General features: G+C 41.8%; 17 protein-coding genes. 10 read left to right on the plus strand and 7 right to left on the minus strand.

Annotated elements, in window-relative coordinates:
* Positions 1 to 106: 106 nt before the first annotated feature.
* From B5D06_RS01565 to B5D06_RS01590, 6 genes are all read right to left on the minus strand, one after another.
* Entirely contained in the window at positions 107 to 2236 is a 2130-nt protein-coding gene (locus tag B5D06_RS01565) for a M3 family metallopeptidase (RefSeq protein WP_234989536.1), read from the minus strand.
* A 22-nt stretch (positions 2237 to 2258) separates the two neighbouring features.
* Positions 2259 to 2501, minus strand: coding sequence for an exodeoxyribonuclease VII small subunit (xseB, locus tag B5D06_RS01570; protein ID WP_078736281.1), 243 nt, complete (start codon positions 2499 to 2501; stop codon positions 2259 to 2261).
* A gap of 55 nt (positions 2502 to 2556) precedes the next feature.
* Complete coding sequence (gene mnmD / locus B5D06_RS01575) at positions 2557 to 3246, minus strand: tRNA (5-methylaminomethyl-2-thiouridine)(34)-methyltransferase MnmC2 (protein WP_078736282.1); 690 nt, start codon at positions 3244 to 3246, stop codon at positions 2557 to 2559.
* 6 nt (positions 3247 to 3252) lie between these two features.
* On the minus strand, positions 3253 to 4758 hold the full coding sequence (locus B5D06_RS01580) for a hypothetical protein (protein ID WP_078736283.1): 1506 nt from the start codon (positions 4756 to 4758) through the stop codon (positions 3253 to 3255).
* A 176-nt stretch (positions 4759 to 4934) separates the two neighbouring features.
* Complete coding sequence (locus B5D06_RS01585; RefSeq protein WP_078736284.1) at positions 4935 to 6239, minus strand: DUF2851 family protein; 1305 nt, start codon at positions 6237 to 6239, stop codon at positions 4935 to 4937.
* 51 nt (positions 6240 to 6290) lie between these two features.
* Positions 6291 to 7376 (minus strand): mannose-1-phosphate guanylyltransferase, encoded by a 1086-nt coding sequence (locus tag B5D06_RS01590; RefSeq protein ID WP_078736285.1) that lies wholly within the window; start codon positions 7374 to 7376, stop codon positions 6291 to 6293.
* An 881-nt stretch (positions 7377 to 8257) separates the two neighbouring features.
* On the opposite strand from B5D06_RS01590, the gene dnaK reads away from it, so the two are divergent.
* The 4 genes from dnaK (at position 8258) to B5D06_RS09035 (ending at position 12921) form a co-directional block, all read left to right on the plus strand.
* Positions 8258 to 10162, plus strand: coding sequence for a molecular chaperone DnaK (gene dnaK, locus B5D06_RS01595; RefSeq protein ID WP_078736286.1), 1905 nt, complete (start codon positions 8258 to 8260; stop codon positions 10160 to 10162).
* Between the two features lie 210 nt (positions 10163 to 10372).
* The gene (locus B5D06_RS01600; protein WP_078736287.1) at positions 10373 to 10927 is read left to right on the plus strand and encodes a helix-turn-helix domain-containing protein; all 555 of its coding nucleotides are present in this window, start codon (positions 10373 to 10375) and stop codon (positions 10925 to 10927) included.
* A 12-nt stretch (positions 10928 to 10939) separates the two neighbouring features.
* Entirely contained in the window at positions 10940 to 12202 is a 1263-nt protein-coding gene (locus B5D06_RS01605) for a site-specific integrase (protein WP_078736288.1), read from the plus strand.
* Positions 12203 to 12297: 95 nt separating this feature from the next.
* On the plus strand, positions 12298 to 12921 hold the full coding sequence (locus tag B5D06_RS09035) for a mobilization protein (RefSeq protein WP_234989537.1): 624 nt from the start codon (positions 12298 to 12300) through the stop codon (positions 12919 to 12921).
* A gap of 82 nt (positions 12922 to 13003) precedes the next feature.
* Here the strand turns inward: B5D06_RS09035 and B5D06_RS01615 are convergent, their stop codons facing one another.
* The gene (locus B5D06_RS01615) at positions 13004 to 13474 is read right to left on the minus strand and encodes an HU family DNA-binding protein (protein ID WP_078736289.1); all 471 of its coding nucleotides are present in this window, start codon (positions 13472 to 13474) and stop codon (positions 13004 to 13006) included.
* 410 nt (positions 13475 to 13884) lie between these two features.
* On the opposite strand from B5D06_RS01615, the gene B5D06_RS01620 reads away from it, so the two are divergent.
* From B5D06_RS01620 to B5D06_RS01645, 6 genes are all read left to right on the plus strand, one after another.
* Positions 13885 to 14241, plus strand: a complete 357-nt coding sequence (locus B5D06_RS01620; RefSeq protein WP_078736290.1) for a helix-turn-helix domain-containing protein — start codon at positions 13885 to 13887, stop codon at positions 14239 to 14241.
* 13 nt (positions 14242 to 14254) lie between these two features.
* A complete protein-coding gene (locus B5D06_RS01625; protein WP_394364842.1) occupies positions 14255 to 15460 on the plus strand; it encodes a virulence-associated E family protein in 1206 nt (401 codons plus the stop codon).
* A 228-nt stretch (positions 15461 to 15688) separates the two neighbouring features.
* A complete protein-coding gene (locus B5D06_RS01630) occupies positions 15689 to 16579 on the plus strand; it encodes a toprim domain-containing protein (RefSeq protein WP_234989538.1) in 891 nt (296 codons plus the stop codon).
* Between the two features lie 128 nt (positions 16580 to 16707).
* On the plus strand, positions 16708 to 17070 hold the full coding sequence (locus B5D06_RS01635; RefSeq protein ID WP_039417173.1) for a MobC family plasmid mobilization relaxosome protein: 363 nt from the start codon (positions 16708 to 16710) through the stop codon (positions 17068 to 17070).
* Positions 17060 to 18001, plus strand: a complete 942-nt coding sequence (locus B5D06_RS01640; protein ID WP_078736291.1) for a relaxase/mobilization nuclease domain-containing protein — start codon at positions 17060 to 17062, stop codon at positions 17999 to 18001. The genes B5D06_RS01635 and B5D06_RS01640 overlap by 11 nt, the downstream gene beginning before the upstream one ends.
* Before the next feature lie 25 nt (positions 18002 to 18026).
* A complete protein-coding gene (locus B5D06_RS01645; RefSeq protein ID WP_184227868.1) occupies positions 18027 to 18749 on the plus strand; it encodes a hypothetical protein in 723 nt (240 codons plus the stop codon).
* The last annotated feature ends 318 nt before the right edge of the window (positions 18750 to 19067 follow it).

The raw sequence follows: 19067 nt of genomic DNA on the forward strand, positions 1-19067 counted from the left end.
CGGGTAAAGAAAACCGCTGAACAAACCCTTTGAGGGTGTACAGCGGTTCTTTTATGAACACAGTTATATTGAAACTTTTTTCGTTCCGTTCGTTGTACCTTATTTTTTACAGTAATCCGCGTGCCTTTAACAAGGGCTTAAGGTCTACCTCTTTATGACCTGTGAATTCGGTGAAGAGGCTCATTAAATCTTCGGTGTTTCCCTTAGAAAGAATCATCGAACGCAAGCGACTTCCATTCTCGAAGGTCAAGCCCCCATTCTTCTCAAACCATGCATAAATGTCGTTATCCAAAGCTTCTGACCAGAGGTAAGCATAGTAGCCAGCGGAGTAACCGTTGCTCCAAATATGGCGGAAATAGGAAGAGCCATAGCGAGGAGGAATACACTTGTTGAGCAAACCTACCTTAGATAATTGCTCTTCTTGGAAAGCTTTTACATCTGTAACCTTAGCATTCTCCACGGTTAGGCTGTGCCAAGCTTGGTCTAAGAGACAAGCGGCTACATTCTCAATCATAGGATACGATTGGTTGAATGTTTGAGCCTTCTGGAGTTTTTCTACCAACTCTTTAGGCATTGCTTCACCCGTTTTGTAGTGTTTAGCATAGTTAGCAAAAACGCTGGGTTCTGCTGCCCAGTGCTCATTGAATTGTGAGGGCATCTCTACAAAGTCGCGAGGAACGCTCGTTCCCGATAGAGAAGGGTACTTTTGAGAGGCAAACAACCCGTGCAAAGCATGACCAAACTCGTGGAAAAGTGTTGTTACCTCGTCCCAAGATAATAAGCAAGGCTCTCCTTGAGCAGGCTTAGTATAGTTGCATACATTATAGATAACAGGCTTCCTCTCTAAAAGATAAGACTGATCTACAAAGTTACTCATCCAAGCTCCACCACTCTTTGAAGCCCGTGCATAGGGGTCGAAATAGAAGAGAGCAAAGACATTACCTTCCTTATCCAACACATCCCAAACGCGTACATCTTCGTGGTAAACAGAAACGTCTGTACGGGGCTTGAAAGATATTCCATAGAGTTGGTTGGCAGAGTAGAATACGCCATTGTAGAGCACGTTGTCTAAAACGAAGTAACGACGTATAGTCGCTTCGTCAATACCATACTTTTCGCGACGTAGCTTTTCGGCAAAGTAACTCCAATCCCACGCTTCCAAATCAAAGTTCGCTCCCTCTGTTTGGCGAGCAAAATCTTCTAATTCTTTTTCTTCTGCAAGGGCGCGAGGCATAGCCAACTTGGCCAGATTGGAGAGGAATTCTGTTACTTTTTCAGGTGTTGCGGCTAACTGATCTTGTAGTTTCCAGGCAGCGTAAGAGTTGAATCCCAGAAGAGCGGCTTTTTCGGCACGAAGTTCGGCAAGGCGTTTTACTATTGCTTGTGTGTCAAACTCATCTCCCTTCATACAGCGATTAATACTTGCTTCAAAGAAGAACTTACGTGTCTCTCTTACATCGAGCTTGGCCATAATACTTTGTTGTGTCGTATTATCCAAACTAAAAGCATATTCTCCAGGATGTTTTGCATCGGTCGCTTTTGCCGCTGCAGCATTTAGTTCCTCTTCCGATAAGCCTTGAAGTTGCTCTTTGTCCTTGATGAACAGGAGAGCATTGGTAGCTTTGGTCAATTTGTTCCCAAAGTCGGTCAAGAGAGAAGCCTCTTCTTGATTGATTTTCTTGAGAGTCTCTTTTTGTTCTGGATTTAGTAAAGCTCCTTTTTGAACGAATTGATCGTAGTAGAACTTGATGAGACGCTTATCCTCTGTGTCGAGTGTAGACTGATCTCCTTCGTAGATTACTTTTATGCGACCAAAAAGCTTGTCGTTAAGGTACATCGCATCGCTATGCTCTGCCAGCTTAGGAGCTATTTCCTCTTCGATAGCTATCAAATCATCGTTGGTATCTGCCGAAGAGAGGGCAAAGAACACACTTGATACACGGCTTAGTACCTGTCCACTTTTTTCTAAGGCTACCAGAGTGTTTTCAAATGTTGGAGCTTCTGGATTGTTACTAATAGCCTCGATTTCTTCTGTGTGGATGCGCATACCCTCCTCGAATGCAGGGCGGAAGTGCTCTACCTTGATCTTCGAAAAGTCTGGGGTATGCATATAGGTTTCCGAAGGATTGATAAAAGGATTAGAAGAAAGATCCTGTTGAGAAGTATCTTTTCCTCCATTACAAGCTGTCATCATAGTAGTTACTGCTACAATTGCTGGAATGAATCTTTTAAACATAAAATTATTCTCATTATTACACTTATTGCTCAGACGTTTCTGCTGCTGGTTCTTCGTTAGAGAGTTTAGCCAAGAGAGCTTCTATCTGCTTGTCGGTAGTTTTCAATTTTTCTCTACAAAAGGTGATGAGCTCCACGGCTTCGTCGGTGAGTATCATGAGGTCGTCCACGTCGGGACTATCATGTTCTATCGTATTTAGGATTGCTGTCAGGCGAGCTATAGCCTGCGAATAATTTTCTATTTGAGTCTTTTTCTCATTTTCCATATTGCAAATGTACAATCAATAAGTAAGCTATGGCACTTTTCCAAGAGACAGGTCTTTAGCCCATTTCTTTCGTCGCACGCAAAACCTCGCGTTTACCGATAGGACCCGATAATCGCTCTACGATGTATCCCGCCTTTTGTAAAGCTCTGCGTACAGAGCCTTTCGCGCAATAGGTTGTGAGAACGCCCTTTTCGGATTGTTTGTTGTAGAGCTTTGTAAAGATCTCTGGAGTCCATAGGAGGGGTTCTACATTAGGCGAAAAAGCGTCGAAATAGACCACATCTATTGCATCGGGAAGCTTAGCTTCAATAAAATCCACTTGATGTTTATATAATAGAAAGGAAACGTCTATGGGCTGGGGCTCATTCCAAGGGAGAGCATGCAGATATTGTAGCACTCCCTGTGTAGACTTACCATAATAGGTATCTAAAGAGGGGTAGCTTAGGGAGGAGTACTCGCTCTCGTCTAACGGATACAGTTCGTAAGTGTGATAGTGTACATGGATTCCTATCCGTTGCGCTTCCCCGTGAGTAAGCAATGCGTTTAGTCCTGTGCCAAACCCCATCTCAACAATGGTTAGTTCTTTACTCTCGGGATGTAGTTCCTGCCAACGGTGTAATCCATATTGGATATAAATATGGCGACTCTCATTTACTGCCCCATGCAGGGAGTGATAGGTCTCTCCCGTTCTATTGTCTTGTACTGTAAATGAGCCGTCTTCTGTTTGTAACACTTTCCGTTCCATTGGTATTTACTCCTCTTTAGGTGCTTCTGCTGGTTCATAGGCCCCTATGGTTGGAGCACTGGCGCGAGAGCGTCCGAGCAAATCAGTCGCAAGTGCGCCTACTGCTTTTTCTACAAAAGGAGCTTCTGGTAGAGGGCGGTAATCGTAGATGAAATTATAGGTATTCTTCTTCCTGTCTCTTCCTGTGTTGTGGTACACTTTGTCCAATGGAAGAGTCGCCTCTATGCAATTGTGAAATATATTCCAAAGGTCGATAGGCGTGCGCAAGTAACTGTTTCTAATTTGGATAAAGCGAAGTAAGTTGTCCCCGAATTGAAGCTCTCCTCCTGAGGGTGTTTTTCCAGCCAAGCGTTGTACAGAATAGGAACCATCTACAACCGTATTGCTTATTTCGAGTGATGAACTTGATGCGTTGTCCTCGACATTGTAATGAAGAGCTCCTCCCTGTCTATTATCCCAAGGGTATAGATTGATTATAGAGCAGTGGTTCAAAACGTATTTTCCTCCATTAAAATCGAGTGTACTCAAGAGCGTGTTGGAGCATTCGCAATTCTCCATCTCGATAGTGCCATAGTGTGCATAAAGAGCATTGCCCTTCATATTTGTAATAATGGTGCCTTTCATCGAGAGAGAACTTCCCTCTTGATGGGGAGTTGCATAGAGCTTTACACCGCCACGTCCATTGCGTAGGGTAGTGTAGTGTAGAAGGTTATTACTGCTTGTGGTGGCAAAAAGAAGATACTCCCACTGACCTGGGATTAGGCGGTAATTAACCTTGGGGATCAGATTGTCTCTTCTGAGTCCTTCAAACATTATGCGCTGTTCTGCTGTGCCCAATGCCCGTAAAGAACCGTATACAGAAATATGAGCTTTGTCTCCCATGAGAATATGGGTCCCAGATTCCATTGTAAGAGTGGCACCCTCGGCAACGACGAGACTGTCAACTATATATATTGGTCGCTCGGCAGTCAGGGTTGTATCTTTTTGAATCAGTAGCTCAGAGTATTGGTATATGTTCTGACGATAAGCCTCCAAATGTATTTTTTGCTCTTTCTGCTCTAACTTAAAAATAATGTCATCCTCCTGCAGCTCTGGCAGATTAGAGGCTCCCTCGGGAAAAGTTGCTTCGAGGAAAATAAAGATGCTATCCTTACCTGGTAGGGTGATGTTTTGAAAATGGCTACCACTACGACCATCTACATTGATGCGAAAACCACTTTCGGGGCTTCCTTTTAGACGTATCTCTTGTAGCTTTACCGCCAAAGGATTGCGGTTATATACCATTACTCCGAAAGTGGAGGAAGACAAGCGAGAGAAGAGCGTGTCTAAACGCACCGTGTCTGCCGAGAAGTATAGTTGTACAGAAGGCCCTGTGGCAAATTGGTTATAGTGGTCTGTGCACTGTAGATTCACTAAAAGAAAGAGAGCAGAGCATGCTATGCTTAGCAGGCAAAAAAGATATTTTCTTAGCCCTCTTTTTCTTTTTGCCGTTATTTCTTGTTCTAATATCATTTTCCTGATAACTTAATTATAAAGGAGAACAGCTCGAAGGAGTAAAAAGTCCTCTTATTACAGTATGAAGAGGCTAAAACTACTACTGACAAAAATATAATAACCTCCCGTGTAGATAACGACGTGGCTCTCGCTTTTGTTGCATTTGTCCATAGAGGGTCAGCTAAAAAGAAGTGTTAGATAGAGGTGCAAGTATTGGAAGCGATTAGGTGTTTACCCCAGGCACACGAGCTGCATTTCTGCAGAGAACAATACTTTTCCCAAAGCTCTATTATAGCTTGCCCCTCAAAAGCATTTGCAATATCTATTCCCTCCGTTGTAAAGAGCTTGGTTATGTTATTCTCTTCTGGACGTATCTGCTCTGCCCACCTTTTGACATCTGTGTAGCAAGAGAGAGTTTGCTGTTTAGCCAAGAATAGACGATAGGGCAGTAGCACGTTGATAAGCATAATATCACTCGAAGAGCGAGAGGTCTTACCGATAGAGCGAGAGGTTTTTTCTCCAAATCGATAGTGTTTTTGCCAGTATTCAGAGGGGGGTATAGACAAAATCTCCAAAGCCCTCTTACTCTCTTTGAGTTCTGAAAAAACACTCTCTAAGAGAGGGTAACGATGGCGTAGATTAGCCATTTGTGCCAAACGCCTGTGAGGAAATACGCTCGGGCGCAGGCGTAATAAACGCAATCGATGCGCAGAAATAGGGGTTAGCTGATATTTAGCACGTAAAAAGCTGTATTCCTCTTGCAAGTGAGCATTGTATTCGTCGGCAGGGGATTCCTCTAAAAGTCCTGCTTGTCCCAGATAGAGAGCCTCCAACTGATCTAAACGATTGGTATGTTTGCGAAGAATACGCATCGGAAGAGAGCGGGCTATTGCCTCAAAAGCATCGTTATTTACTTTGGTGCCCCAATAACGCATGATGAGTATATGCAGGGTCTCCGATATATCCTCTCCCGTAGAAGCATATATTTGCTCTATTCTCTCTGCTTTTTGGTGCATACGTTCATGGAAAAGATATTCTTTCCAATCCTTTTCGACCGCCAGAGGTAATAGCTGTAGCTGTCCAGCACAACGAAGTCGAGAGCTTTTTTCTTCCTGTAAAGAAGTCGCTTGTTTAACCTGATTTTCTGATAACGTCATGATACAAGAGAATATGGGTAAGCCGTTGACTCTGCTATATACAGGCTTATCATTCTCAAGGATTACATGTAAAATAGTATTGTCATAAAGAGGGTCCTCATGATGCCGATGCTTGTACCACTCAGAGGCGTAACGATGTATCTCTACATTTCCAGCCCATACGATAGCACCTATTCTTATTTTGGCATTGAAGAAATCAGGTCCAGCGTTAGGGTTGGGCGTTCCAGGGTTCAAGACCTCAATCGGGTGGGGACGTTCATACTCCTCTGTGTTGAAGAAAGAAAGAGATTGGTAGAGCCTTTGATGCCAAATGAATTGAAGTAGATGTTCATTTTGTTTCATCGATAGTAACTTTCGCTTATGTGAGTATCAAAGACTCTCTTCTTTCGGTATTTAGATATATTCCTCTCCAAATTGTAGCTGTGCAGAAGTCATGAGAGCTTTGACCCGTTGCTCATCATCTTTATCACACACCATGAGCACATTGTCGTGCTCTGCTATGATACAGTTCGATACGCCATGCACTACCACTATACGGTCTTTGTTGAAAAGGCTTACCACGTTGTCGCTTGCCTTGGAGAAGATACAGCGCGTGTTAAGGGCAGCATTTCCGTTGTTATCCTTTTCTGCCAACTCATGTACAGCCCCCCACGTACCCAAGTCTGCCCATCCGAAGTCTCCAGGGAGCACACGCACGTTTTTGGCCTTTTCCATGATGGCATAGTCTATCGATATGTTGGGGCAGTTGGCAAAGTTCTCTTTTATAAAGTCTTTTTCCAGTTCGGTTCCATACACCTCTTCTCTCGAAGATAAAATCTCGGTTATCTCGGGCGCATGAGTTGCGAAAGCGGAGAGAATTGTCTGCATATTCCAAGCAAACATACCGCTGTTCCAGAGAAAGTCTCCGCTCTTTACAAAGATTTCCGCCATTTCTAAGTTCGGTTTCTCGGTAAAGAGTTTAACCTTTATAAAACCCTCGTCTTGATTATCGCCGTCCATCTGGATATAACCGTAGCCTGTCTCGGCTCTGTGTGGCATGATACCCAGCGTAACAAGGGCATTATGATCTTGTACATAGTGGAGCGACTTTAGGGCTAACTCCTTAAAACGAGCGTTGTTGAGGATTACATGATCTGAGGGGGTAACGAATACGTTGGCATCTGCACAACGAGAACGAATGCGGTAAAGGGCATAAGCAATACAAGGGGCTGTGTTGCGACGCATAGGTTCGGCTAAAACCTGTTCCTCTTTCAAATCGGGCAGTTGGCGCAAAGTCTCCTCGATATACACCTCGTTGGTTACTATATATATGTTCTCTTTCGGCACGAAAGAGGCTACACGCTGATACGTTTGTTGTAAAAGGGTTTTCCCTGTTCCAAAGAAATCTAAAAACTGTTTGGGCTTATCCTTTCTACTAACAGGCCAGAAACGACTTCCTATGCCTCCCCCCATGATAATGCAGAAAAACTTGTTAATCATTGTCTCTGTTCTTTAGGTTAATATTTCATATGCTGCAAAGATACATGAATAATTGAGCTTAGCTACACTTTGCCAAAGAGAGAAGATAGCTTCTGTAAAGAGCTTTCTTTGGTATCGGACAAAATGACCTCTCTCCTCGTCTTTCCAAAAGTTGAGTTGTTGCGATTGTTTGATGAAACTTTAGGGAAGAAAAGAGCTAATTGGAGAGATTTTTTCGATTTTTCTTCTGAGTATTACAGTATAGAAAGGTATAAGAGCATGGTTAATTCTTCATGGAGAGTCTGAAATGTGCTATAAACTAATTGATTAGGTATTGTAGAAAAAAGTTTTTACTCCGTACTATAAACTTGATAAGCTTCGAAAAAAAACTCTATATGCAGATTGCAAATATATATATTCAATCTAAATATATGTATATGCAATCTGAAAATATATATACGCAATCTGAATATAGAGATTTGCTAAGGTGAAAAAGAAGTTTGGACAAGAACTCTTAGAACTTTTAGATAGGAGGATAGCAGCTAAGAGAGAAGTGTAGAGAAGAGTTTCCCGATTATCCTTGATGTTTGAGTGTGTAACCCAATTAGCCTTTCGATAATTGTGTAGTGGTTGTTACATCAAGCCAGTAGTCTCGAAAATAGAAGGATTTTTTTGCACGATCTATACATTAAGGTAGGGCTTTCTTTTTCTCTGTTCAATTTTCTTCTCCTTGTTATTGCTTCGCTTTGCGACAAGGGTACATCTTTTTTTCTCAAATCCTTTTAGAGGATGGAGTAGGTCTACTTTGGCACGGTAGTTGTATTTTCTCAGATGTAAGTTTTTCTGAACTCTTTTTTAGAGTAAGGAATTAAATAGGAAAATAAAAGAAAGGAAAATATATTATGTCAAAGATTATCGGAATCGATTTAGGAACAACGAACTCATGCGTATCTGTACTTGAGGGAAATGAACCTATTGTTATCGCAAACAGTGAAGGAAAACGAACCACTCCCTCGATTGTCGCTTTTGTAGAGGGTGGAGAGCGTAAGGTGGGCGACCCAGCCAAGCGTCAAGCTATTACCAATCCAACTAAGACCATCTACTCTATTAAGCGTTTCATGGGAGAGACCTATGACCAAGCTGCCAAGGAGATAGACCGTGTGCCCTTCAAAATTGCAAAGGGAGACAACAATACTCCTCGTGTAGACATCGATGGTCGCCTCTACACACCACAGGAAATCTCGGCAATGATTCTCCAAAAGATGAAGAAAACAGCCGAAGATTATTTAGGTCAAGAAGTAACCGAAGCAGTTATTACCGTACCTGCTTACTTTAACGACTCTCAACGTCAGGCAACAAAAGAAGCAGGGGAGATTGCAGGTCTCAAGGTGCGTCGTATCGTAAACGAACCTACAGCTGCCTCATTGGCTTATGGTCTTGATAAGGCTAACAAGGATATGAAGATTGCCGTGTTCGACTTAGGGGGAGGTACTTTCGATATCTCAATCTTGGAGTTGGGCGATGGAGTTTTTGAAGTAAAGTCTACCAATGGAGATACCCACTTGGGAGGTGATGATTTCGACCACGTAATTATCGACTGGTTGGCAGAAGAGTTCAAGGCTGATGAGGGTATAGACCTCCGCCAAGACCCAATGGCTCTCCAACGTTTGAAAGAGGCTGCCGAAAAGGCAAAGATTGAGCTTTCAAGCTCTAACAGCACAGATATCAACTTGCCTTATATTATGCCTGTTAACGGTATTCCTAAGCACTTGGTGAAGACCCTTACAAAGGCTAAGTTTGAGCAGTTGGCAGACCGCCTCATCCAAGCGTGTGAGGCTCCTTGTATGCAAGCTCTCAAAGATGCAGGTCTTTCGGCTTCTCAAATCGATGAAGTAATTCTTGTAGGTGGTTCTACCCGTATCCCTGCCATCCAAGAGAAGGTACAAAAGATATTCGGCAAGGCTCCTTCTAAGGGCGTTAACCCTGACGAAGTTGTGGCTATCGGTGCTGCTATCCAAGGTGGGGTATTGACAGGTGAAGTGAAGGACGTATTGCTCCTCGACGTTACTCCTCTATCTCTTGGTTTGGAAACTTTGGGTGGTGTCATGACACACCTCATCGAAGCAAATACAACTATTCCTACCAAGAAGAGTCAGGTGTTTAGTACAGCGGCAGACAATCAGCCTTCGGTAGAAATCCACGTATTGCAGGGAGAGCGTTCTATGGCTAAGGATAATAAGAGTATCGGCCGCTTCAACCTCGATGGTATTACTCCTGCGCCTCGTGGAGTACCTCAAATCGAAGTAACATTCGATATCGATGCCAATGGTATTCTCAACGTTTCGGCAGTCGATAAGGCTACGGGTAAGGAGCAGAAGATCCGTATTGAGGCTTCCAGCGGTTTGAGCGAAGAAGAAATTGCTCGTATGAAAGCCGATGCTCAGGCCAATGCCGATGCCGACAAGCAGACCAAAGAGCGCATCGAGAAGATAAACCAAGCCGATAGCATGATTTTCCAAACCGAAAAACAGCTCAACGACCTTGGTGATAAGCTCCCAGCCGACAAGAAAGCGCCTATCGAAGCGGCTCTTCAGAAGCTCAAAGATGCTCATAAGAGCGAGGATATTGCAGCTATCGACAAAGCTATGGAAGAGTTGAACACAGCTTTCCATGCTGCCAGCGAAGAGATGTACAAGAACACTGGTGCAGGTCCCGAAGCAGGTGCCGCAGGTCCTAACCCAGGAGCCAACACCTCCGCTAATAAGGGCGAAGATATCTCGGATGCAGACTTTGAAGAAGTGAAGTAATTACGCTCATAAAAGAGCATCAAATAAATAGTAAATAGCAGTAAGATAACAACTTACTGCTATTTTTATTTTCTGTAGCTTCTCGTATTTCTTCGTTTTCTATCGATTTTAGTCGTATATTTGTACCATATTTGTGCCGCGACTTATTAGTGTATAAAGTGCGACTTAAATAAAAACATAATTTGATTATCAGATAGATACGAAAATCGTATGCCAGCTGCAAAATTTCAGATTGAGCGAAAGTGTGAATTGTGTGGGAAGACCTTTCTTGCCAAGACAATCACATCGAGATATTGTTCTATACAATGCTCAAGGTCTGCGTATTCAGAAAAGAAGCGAGAGGAAAAGTTGGAAGAGCTACGACGAGAGAGGGCTGCAAAGGTTCCCAAGGATCAACCCTACCTCTCTATCTCCGATGCTATTGCTCTATACGACGTTTGCAGAGATACACTATATCGACTCGTCAGAAGTAAGGCTCTCCGAAGTTATAACTTGGGAAAAAGGATGACTCGCATCTGTAGAGAGGATTTAGAACGCAACTTTAATCTGAGGCCTGTTGATGAACAAAAGCAGAGAACAAGAAATGAGTCTAAACTTTACAATCTTGAGCCAGAGTATTGTTACACGATCGGTGAAATAACAGCCAAGTTTGGTGTTACGGAAGGCACGGTATATAAGCATATTAGGAAATTTTCCATTCCTATAAGGCAGATTGGCAATTATGTCTATGCCCCAAAGTCAGAGATAGACCAACTGTACAAATAACCTTAGATACACATGAGAAAAGAATTACATAACACGAAAGTAACTGTGCGACTTCGCAAGAGTGCATATCGTAATGAGTGGTATCTCTACATTGAGAGTTACCCAGTCTACACTGCGGGTAAATCCGAGCCACAACGTGTCCGTGAGTATCTCAACCGCATAGTAACTACGGTAGTCTGGGATAAAACTCGGACTGCACGGACAACATCTTCGAGCAAATCGTACAAACCCAAGCGAGATTTGAATGGAGTGATACAGTGCAAAAGCGAGGTCGATCAAGAAGCTTGTATTTATGCCGATGAGGTGCGAAAGCTCCGTCAAAGAGAATACGATAATGCCGATTTGTACAGCGATGCAGATACGGCACAGGCGGAGCAAAAGGAACGTTTACAACAAAATTTCATTGCTTATTTTCGAGAGGCGATGTATAAACGACACAAAAATAGCTCCACTTCTATTCTTGTCAATTGGAAGAGAGCTCTGGATTTTCTTAAAATGTATGCGGGAGAAAATTTGCCGTTTTTCAAAATCGACAATGCTTTTGCCGAAGAGTACAAACGTTTCCTTTTGACAGCTCCTCGTGGAGGGAATAAATGTGGTACTATTTCTCACAATACGGCATCCACTTATTTTTCTATTTTCAAGGCAGCTCTTAAACAGGCATTTATAGATGGTTACCTAATCGTTGATATATCCGCCAAAATAAAAGGTATTCAGGAACAGGAGTCTCGCCGTGAATACCTTACCGTAGAGGAGTTAAATACGCTTGCTTCAACCCCTTGTGATCGTGAGGTGATGAAACGGGCAGCTCTTTTCTCTGCTCTGACAGGATTACGCCACTGTGATATTCAGAAACTAAAGTGGAAAGAGATTAACATGGATGGAGAACAGCCGAGGTTACATTTCACTCAAAAGAAGACCAAGGGGGTGGAGTATATGCCTATTTCGGAACAAGCCTTACAACTATGTGGAGAACGAAGATTGCCAGAACAATTGGTTTTTGAAGACCTGCCTAATCCGTCATGGATTTCTAAACCCCTAAAGCGTTGGATAGAGGCTGCAGGCATCAAAAAGTCCATAAGCTTTCATTGCTTCCGCCACTCCTACGCGACTCTACAACTTGCCAGCGGTACAGACATTTATACCGTAAGCAAGATGCTGGGACATACGAATGTGAAGACAACGCAAATCTATGCAAAGGTGGTCGATGAAAAGAAAAACAAGGCGGCACAAGCCATAAAATTGGATACGATAGAGACAAAGACTCAGGAATAACCTCACAAAAATGAATAAAGATGCAGTCTAAGTACTTTGAATATATAATTGTTTATTTATCCGTCTTGCTGGCGTGTGCCTTAATTGGTATAATTGTGAGATTTGTTTTTGTCTCGGCTGAAGTTGACGAATTTACTGCAACCGTAATTTTCTGGATTGTTACAGGTGTAGGTATCATTCTCTATTCAGCCCTGATGCTTCTGATTGACGGCTTGCTCACCGCTATTGTGAAGAAGTTTTTCCCTCACAAGTATTCTCCATCATCACTTCGAAAAAAGAGAGAAGTTGAGCAGAATTGGGACAAAAAGAGTATAGAGACTGAATTTATTCAGGAGATACGAGTTAGCCAACAGCGTAAACAAAGCGATAAATCAAAAGAGAAGTTGGAGATAGCCATCTCCTATACACAGCATGAATTTGCCCCTTATGTCTCTGATGACGATTTGATACAACTTTGTCAACACATTACAGCTTATTCAGAAGGAAATATCTTACAAAACCCTCAACCCGTCAGGGTAGCAAAGCTTGCTTCTTTAGACCTATATCATTTCGGCTGGAATATTTGGAAACATTTTAGTATCGGCAAACAAGACGAGGTTGCTCTTTTCCTCAAGCTTGTTTTTGCCGATGCATTAAAAGACGTTGAGCCCGACACCATCAAAAGCCACCTCAAAGACGATGAACAAAAAGGGCTAATCAAGATTCAGAAAAATCTATAAAAAAAGAGTTTGCTCAAACAAAAAGCAAACTCTCTACTCTATTGCAAAAATTTCTGCAGTTGGGTGTACCCTTGTTTAACCATTATATGCCCTCACCGCTATCCTCTCCACTCCCTGCATCAGGCTTTGGGGCAGGTTTTGCTCCCTTCTTTGGCTTGGCAGTTGTCTGTTCATAGCTTACATCGGTGAGCGTAAAGTACTTTTTTGAAGGGCTGAGGCGAACAACAGGCTTCTCAATGTGTACATTCGCGTTAAATTTTTCACCTTGTGGAACAGCTCTACTCTTGAATGAAGGTTTCAATGTTCCCAAATCGCCAAAATCCACAATATCACCATTAGATACTATGTCTTTTGCTATCTCGGTAGCATAGTTTAATACAGCCTCCACTTCCTGACGATTAAAAGTTGTAGACTTAGCTACACGCTCACAGAAATTGCGGAAACTTACACGACTCCTACCTGTAGGTTGAGCGATTTGAACTATCTTTCCTGCATTCTTACCAACATTTAGTTTACGCTCTACAAGAATGAATTGTAACGGTTTATTTGTCATAATTCCTACATTCTCCTCCTTATATTTCCTCTGTCAGAGCTGGAGGTGTTAGCTTCAGTCAAAGGCTTTTTAGTTCTCCGCTGCAAAGATATTTAATTTATAAAATAAAACATTGGAATTTTACAAAAAAGCTTTGTCGGTTTTAGAGAAAAACTCCTAAGCTTTAAATTAAAAGCTTTATACCTTTCCTTGATAAGCGTTGGCTTAAAGCAGAAATGAATATCTCCCTCTTATTCATAATCTCGTATCCTCGTTCAATTGCTCATTAGATGATTTTATTGTTTTGTTAGTTTAAGAAAGTTATTAAAACGCACCAATCATAGTGTTTTTGTAGTGTTTTCTCCGTGTTTTGAATCACAGAGAAAACACTTTATTCATTTGTGCCATGTTAAACTCAAAATAGTATAGACATGGACAACAACGAAATTTCTTTTGAGAATCTACCCAAGGCGGTAGCTCACTTAGTGAACGAAGTAGCTGAGATCAAAGCATTGGTCGAGAAAGGGCAAGATGCAGTTATTTCTCCAAAACGTATTCCTATCGGGATAGATGAAGCGTGTAAAATCATCGGGAAGGCCAAGCCTACAATTTATACGCTTGTGCGTAAGCGTTTACTCCCTTGCTACAAGAATGGAAAGCAACTCTACTTCTTCGAGGACGAGTTGCTCGAATGGATAGCCAATGGTCGTAGAAAAACGGTGCGAGAACTTGCCGAAGACTCAAAGCTCTTTATCTCTGAAAAGAAGGACAAGCTCTCTCATTTCTAATATCTATTCAACGATGAAAGAAGAAATGGATGAACGACCAGAAGGGAAGAAATCCAAGAATGAACGGATAGAGTCCTTTCTAAGGGAACACTATGAATTTCGATTCAATACTGTAAAAAGTCGCACGGAGTTTCGACGCTCGAATAAAGATGAACCTTTCTACCCACTCGGTAAATTCGACATCAACTCCATGCGACGGCTATTGGATTCTTCACAAGGTATCAGTACCTCGGCAGAGAATATACGAGCGATATTGGAAAGTGATTTCTGCCCGCGTATCAATCCTGTACAGGAGTATTTCCAAAAACTATCGAAGTGGAACGAGGGAGAGGATTCGGAGATTATTCACTTGGCTTCGTGCGTAACGGTTCGGAATCCTGAGAAGTGGCAAACCTACTTGACCAAATGGCTTATTGCAGTGGTGGCGAATGCGATGGATGATTTGTTCTGTCGCAATCACACCTGTCTGGTTTTGACGGGAGAGCAGGGTAAGTTCAAGACAACTTTCTTAGACTTGCTTTGTCCCGTAGAGCTGAAAGCATATTTGTTTACAGGTACTATTGACCCTCAAAACAAGGATATGCAGACCCTTATAGCCGAATACCTGTTTATCAATATCGACGACCAACTCAAAGCCCTCAACAAAAGAGACGAAAATGAGTTGAAGAATCTCATCACAACTCCACGGGTTAAGTATCGCAGACCATACGATACGTACATCGAAGAGTATCCTCACTTAGCCAGTTTTATGGCTTCGGTAAACGGTAATGACTTTCTTACAGATCCGACGGGTAGCCGCCGATTTCTTCCTTTTGAGGTAGAAGCTATTGACATAGAAGCTGCTAAACAGGTTGATATCAATAAGGTTTATTCGGAGGCTTGGTGGTATTGGAAAAGTGGGTATCGGTACTGGTTTGATGATGCTGAGATTGCAGAGTTGCACCGAGAGAGCGAAGGCTTTCATGTGCAGACAGTCGAATACGAAATGTTGCTCAAAGGCTTTGAGAAACCAAGTCCTACGGAAGAGTCTTATATGACCACTTCGGAAGTCCTGAATTATTTGCGTGGATATACTACGCTGAACCTCTCCGAAAAACGAATGGGAGAAGCTCTGCGCAAAGCAGGATTTGAACGAAAGTCCCGACGGATAGGAGGTAACCCTATGTATGTCTATCATATCAGGAAAGTCTTTCCGAATCCGTTCGTGAGTTCCTTTTGACCTATTGATAAATTACAGTTACTACTTACTACAAGAGGATTTAATCCAGTGAAAGAAAAACGATTGATCGTGTAGTATGGTCTTATAATCTGTCTTACGACAGAGTTACTACTCACACCAGATGATACTACTACAAGAAAACAGGTTACGACTCTTTTTCTTTTCACCGTGAATGAGTTATCCATCCATATTCATGTAGTAAGGAGAATCTCCAAAACTTAGAAAAACATGATGAATATTGAACATATAAAATCCTTATCTCTGAAGGATTATTTGGCTAATAAAGGCCATTACCCAGTGAAGGAATATACAAGTTATGGAATGTATAGAAGTCCTTTTCGAGAAGAGAGTTGCCCAAGTTTCAAGGTTGATTATAGGACAAACCTCTGGTATGACTTTGGAGGAAGAGAAGGTGGCAGCATAATTGATTTGGTAATGAAACTACATGGCTGCACACTGTCTCAAACAATTGGACTGTTAGAAAACCGTGTAGAGATTAGCCCTCTTACGCAGAACGACTTTGACCGACAGGTAGAGGGGCGCGAAGAGATGAAAATAATCGAAGCCGTCTCTTTGCATCATCCTAATTTGCTGAGATATCTGCAAGACCGTAAGATTGATTGTTCTGTGGCGAAACGGTACTGTCGTGAGGTTCACTATCAAGTAAAAGGGCGTACTTATTACGCTATCGGAATGCCCAACGACTTGGGAGGTTATGCTATTCGTAATCTCTATTTCAAAGGCTGTTTACCTCCTTCCAGTGTCTCCTCCTTTGATCGAAATACGGACACTGTAAATCTCTTTGAAGGATTTATAGATTACTTGAGTTTTTGTACCCTTTATCCTGACAGAAATACTGAATCTGCGATTGTACTGAACTCTGTAAACAATCTCCAAAAGGTTCATTCCTTACTCTCGAAATATGCCATTGTTAACGCTTATCTCGATAACGATGCAGCAGGAAAGAAAACGCTTGAAGTGCTTTGGAGAATGAATCTTCGTATTAATGATTGCTCCAGCCTCTATGGGGAGCATAAAGACTTGAATGATTTTCTCTGTCGAAAAAATCAAGAACTCATTTCTCCTCCGAGAATGAAAAGTCGGGGACTCAAACGATGAATGGGTATGGAGTCAAGCCCTTTGCTTATTAGAGGAGCAAGTTTGTGTTTTGGTCAGACCAAAACCTTGCTCTTCGAGGATTGACTCATCCCGTTGGTCTATTCATAAATCAAAAAACAAATACGGCAATGAAAACAATAGAAAATCGCAATACGAATGGTCGCCCACCCAAACGACCAGTAGAAAAGAAGAAATATAAGGTTACACTGAAAATGGCAACCGAGGAGTTCTACTCTCTCAAAGCTAAAGCGCGGCTTGCTGGGATTACTCGAAGTGAATACATCCGTCGTTGTATCGCTGCGAGTATCGTCAGGCAGAGGCTATCTCCCGAATTGATGAATCACCTTCGTCAGCTAAGTGGAATGGCCAATAATGTTAATCAGATTGCTCACAAAGCCAATGCTATGGGATACACACGAGTCTATCAAGACAACCTTGCGATGACTGAGAGATTGGACAACATCATAAAACGAATCGAAGATGATTGCTAAGATTGTTCAGGGGAGAGGATTTCGAGGGGTGATAAACTATGTTTTAGGGAAAGAGCGTGCCCAGCTTTTGCAGGCAGAAGGTATTCGTCTAAAAGATAGAGAAGCTATAATCCGAAGCTTTGTTACTCAAAGTAAACTCAATCCCAAGATTACGAAACCTGTAGCCCACATCTCTTTGGATTTCTCAGCCCAAGATAAAGGGCGTTTAACGGATGCTTTTATGGTCAAGGTGGCACAGGAATATTTACAGAAAATGGGATATTCCAATACACAGTATCTTATTGCTCGTCATCACGATACAGACCATCCACACATACACATGGTAATCAATCGTATTGATAACGATGGTCGAAGAGTTTCGGATCAAAATGAAAAGCTACGTAGCACAAAGGTCTGCATGGAACTGACCAAGAAATACGGATTATATATTGCTTCTGGGAAAGAGAATGTCAAGCGTGAACGGCTGAAAGGGAACGACAAAACCAAATATGAGATTTACGATGCTCTCAAAAAAGCTATTCCTCAAAGTTTGACGTGGAGACAGTTGCAAGCAACCCTAAAGCAATCAGGTATAGGCTTGGAATTCAAAATGAATGGCAATACAGATAAGATTCAAGGCATCATTTTTGAGAAAGATGGTAATCGGATTTCAGGCTCCCATATAGATAGAGAATGTAGCTTCTCAAAGATTGACAGGCAGATTAAAGATAATGCCTATCAAGCACTGCAAGTGGCAGAAAAACAAGAATTCAAAACATTGGAAACAGGAGGTGTGATGGATGCTCTTGATTCTCTTATCGGGCAACTCAGCATTTTCTCACTTTTTAATAGCCCTCATTATGATGCAACGCTTGCCGAATACATTCAGGCTTTGAAAGCCAGAAAGTTGGCAGCTAAAAGCAAAATTAGAATCCACAGGGTGCTGCACTAATGTTTAATCAAAAAATAAAAAGTATATGAATACAGATAGAATGGATACTTCGGCCGTATATGCTCTGTTTGAGGAATTGAAGCAAAGTCTTACGGAAATCGCTTCCTTCTTAAAGGGAAGATCTGAACAACAAACAATCGATTTGAGTAGAATCGAAGAACTTTTTGAGAGGATGAATACACTTTCAAAGCAAGAGGTATTTTCTCCCGAACAAATCAGGGTCTTGGAAGAAATACTTACCAAGAGTGTAGTGGCAGGACTGGAAACAGTCTTTGAGAAGCTGGATGGATGGAATTCAGAGAAAAGAGAGACTCTACAAGCCATCGAGGCGAAAATTGATGAGATAGGCAAAGAGAGTCGTACTGTCATCCGTAAAGAACATATTCTTAGTCTTGACTTTAAGAACAGTAAAACGGTTATCACTCTTTGCAGTATGGGGCTTGTTCTTTTGTTTTCTCTGGTTGGAAACTTCAGGCAAATGCGACAAAACGGTCAACTATCGGATAATGATTTGAAGTATCGCTACATCAAAATGTATGGGGAAGTTAATCAGGAAAAGCTAATGAATTTGGAAACGCTCTTCACCTATCAGAGAGACGAACAGCAAATTGCACTTATCCGAGAAGAAGTGGAAACTTACGAACGATTAGTTAAAGAACAGGCAGAAAAGACAGAGCAAGCCCGCCTGAACACATCGCAAGCAAATGAACTTCATAAGCAAGCAGAATCCATAAAACAACGAAAATAAATGCTTCTCTTCTACACCCATTAAAAGGTTTAAGGGGATGAAAAAAAATTCTCATTCCCTTTTTCTATGCTATTTCATTTCATATCTTTGCGCTATCAAAAGAACATTGAACGCGATGGATAAACCTATTAAATCAACACATTATTTATACTCATAATAAAGCTTGTATGGGGATATTTGAGAAAATGATTAGTGTTTTTCAGTGTACTTTATCTGATAATAAAAGTACATGGTTGTTTGGTAAAAGACTATTCGAACATGCTCCTTTTTTAATCTTGTGTCTATTCAGTTTTTAAAAATAGATAAGAAATGTGATTG

The sequence above is a fragment of the Porphyromonas circumdentaria genome, from assembly GCF_900167105.1.
GTDB classification, from domain to species: Bacteria; Bacteroidota; Bacteroidia; order Bacteroidales; family Porphyromonadaceae; genus Porphyromonas; species Porphyromonas circumdentaria.

Bases quoted from the DNA above. Each gene is read 5' to 3' on its own strand.
- B5D06_RS01620 (WP_078736290.1), top strand. From the start codon at position 13,885: ATGGACAACAACGAAATTTCTTTTGAGAATCTACCCAAGGCGGTAGCT.
- B5D06_RS01625 (WP_394364842.1), top strand. From the start codon at position 14,255: ATGAAAGAAGAAATGGATGAACGACCAGAAGGGAAGAAATCCAAGAAT.
- dnaK (WP_078736286.1), top strand. From the start codon at position 8,258: ATGTCAAAGATTATCGGAATCGATTTAGGAACAACGAACTCATGCGTA.
- B5D06_RS01580 (WP_078736283.1), bottom strand. From the start codon at position 4,758: ATGATATTAGAACAAGAAATAACGGCAAAAAGAAAAAGAGGGCTAAGA.
- B5D06_RS01585 (WP_078736284.1), bottom strand. From the start codon at position 6,239: ATGAAACAAAATGAACATCTACTTCAATTCATTTGGCATCAAAGGCTC.
- B5D06_RS01645 (WP_184227868.1), top strand. From the start codon at position 18,027: ATGAATACAGATAGAATGGATACTTCGGCCGTATATGCTCTGTTTGAG.
- B5D06_RS01635 (WP_039417173.1), top strand. From the start codon at position 16,708: ATGAAAACAATAGAAAATCGCAATACGAATGGTCGCCCACCCAAACGA.
- B5D06_RS01565 (WP_234989536.1), bottom strand. From the start codon at position 2,236: ATGTTTAAAAGATTCATTCCAGCAATTGTAGCAGTAACTACTATGATG.
- B5D06_RS01615 (WP_078736289.1), bottom strand. From the start codon at position 13,474: ATGACAAATAAACCGTTACAATTCATTCTTGTAGAGCGTAAACTAAAT.
- B5D06_RS01590 (WP_078736285.1), bottom strand. From the start codon at position 7,376: ATGATTAACAAGTTTTTCTGCATTATCATGGGGGGAGGCATAGGAAGT.
- B5D06_RS01630 (WP_234989538.1), top strand. From the start codon at position 15,689: ATGATGAATATTGAACATATAAAATCCTTATCTCTGAAGGATTATTTG.
- B5D06_RS01640 (WP_078736291.1), top strand. From the start codon at position 17,060: ATGATTGCTAAGATTGTTCAGGGGAGAGGATTTCGAGGGGTGATAAAC.
- mnmD (WP_078736282.1), bottom strand. From the start codon at position 3,246: ATGGAACGGAAAGTGTTACAAACAGAAGACGGCTCATTTACAGTACAA.
- xseB (WP_078736281.1), bottom strand. From the start codon at position 2,501: ATGGAAAATGAGAAAAAGACTCAAATAGAAAATTATTCGCAGGCTATA.
- B5D06_RS01600 (WP_078736287.1), top strand. From the start codon at position 10,373: ATGCCAGCTGCAAAATTTCAGATTGAGCGAAAGTGTGAATTGTGTGGG.
- B5D06_RS01605 (WP_078736288.1), top strand. From the start codon at position 10,940: ATGAGAAAAGAATTACATAACACGAAAGTAACTGTGCGACTTCGCAAG.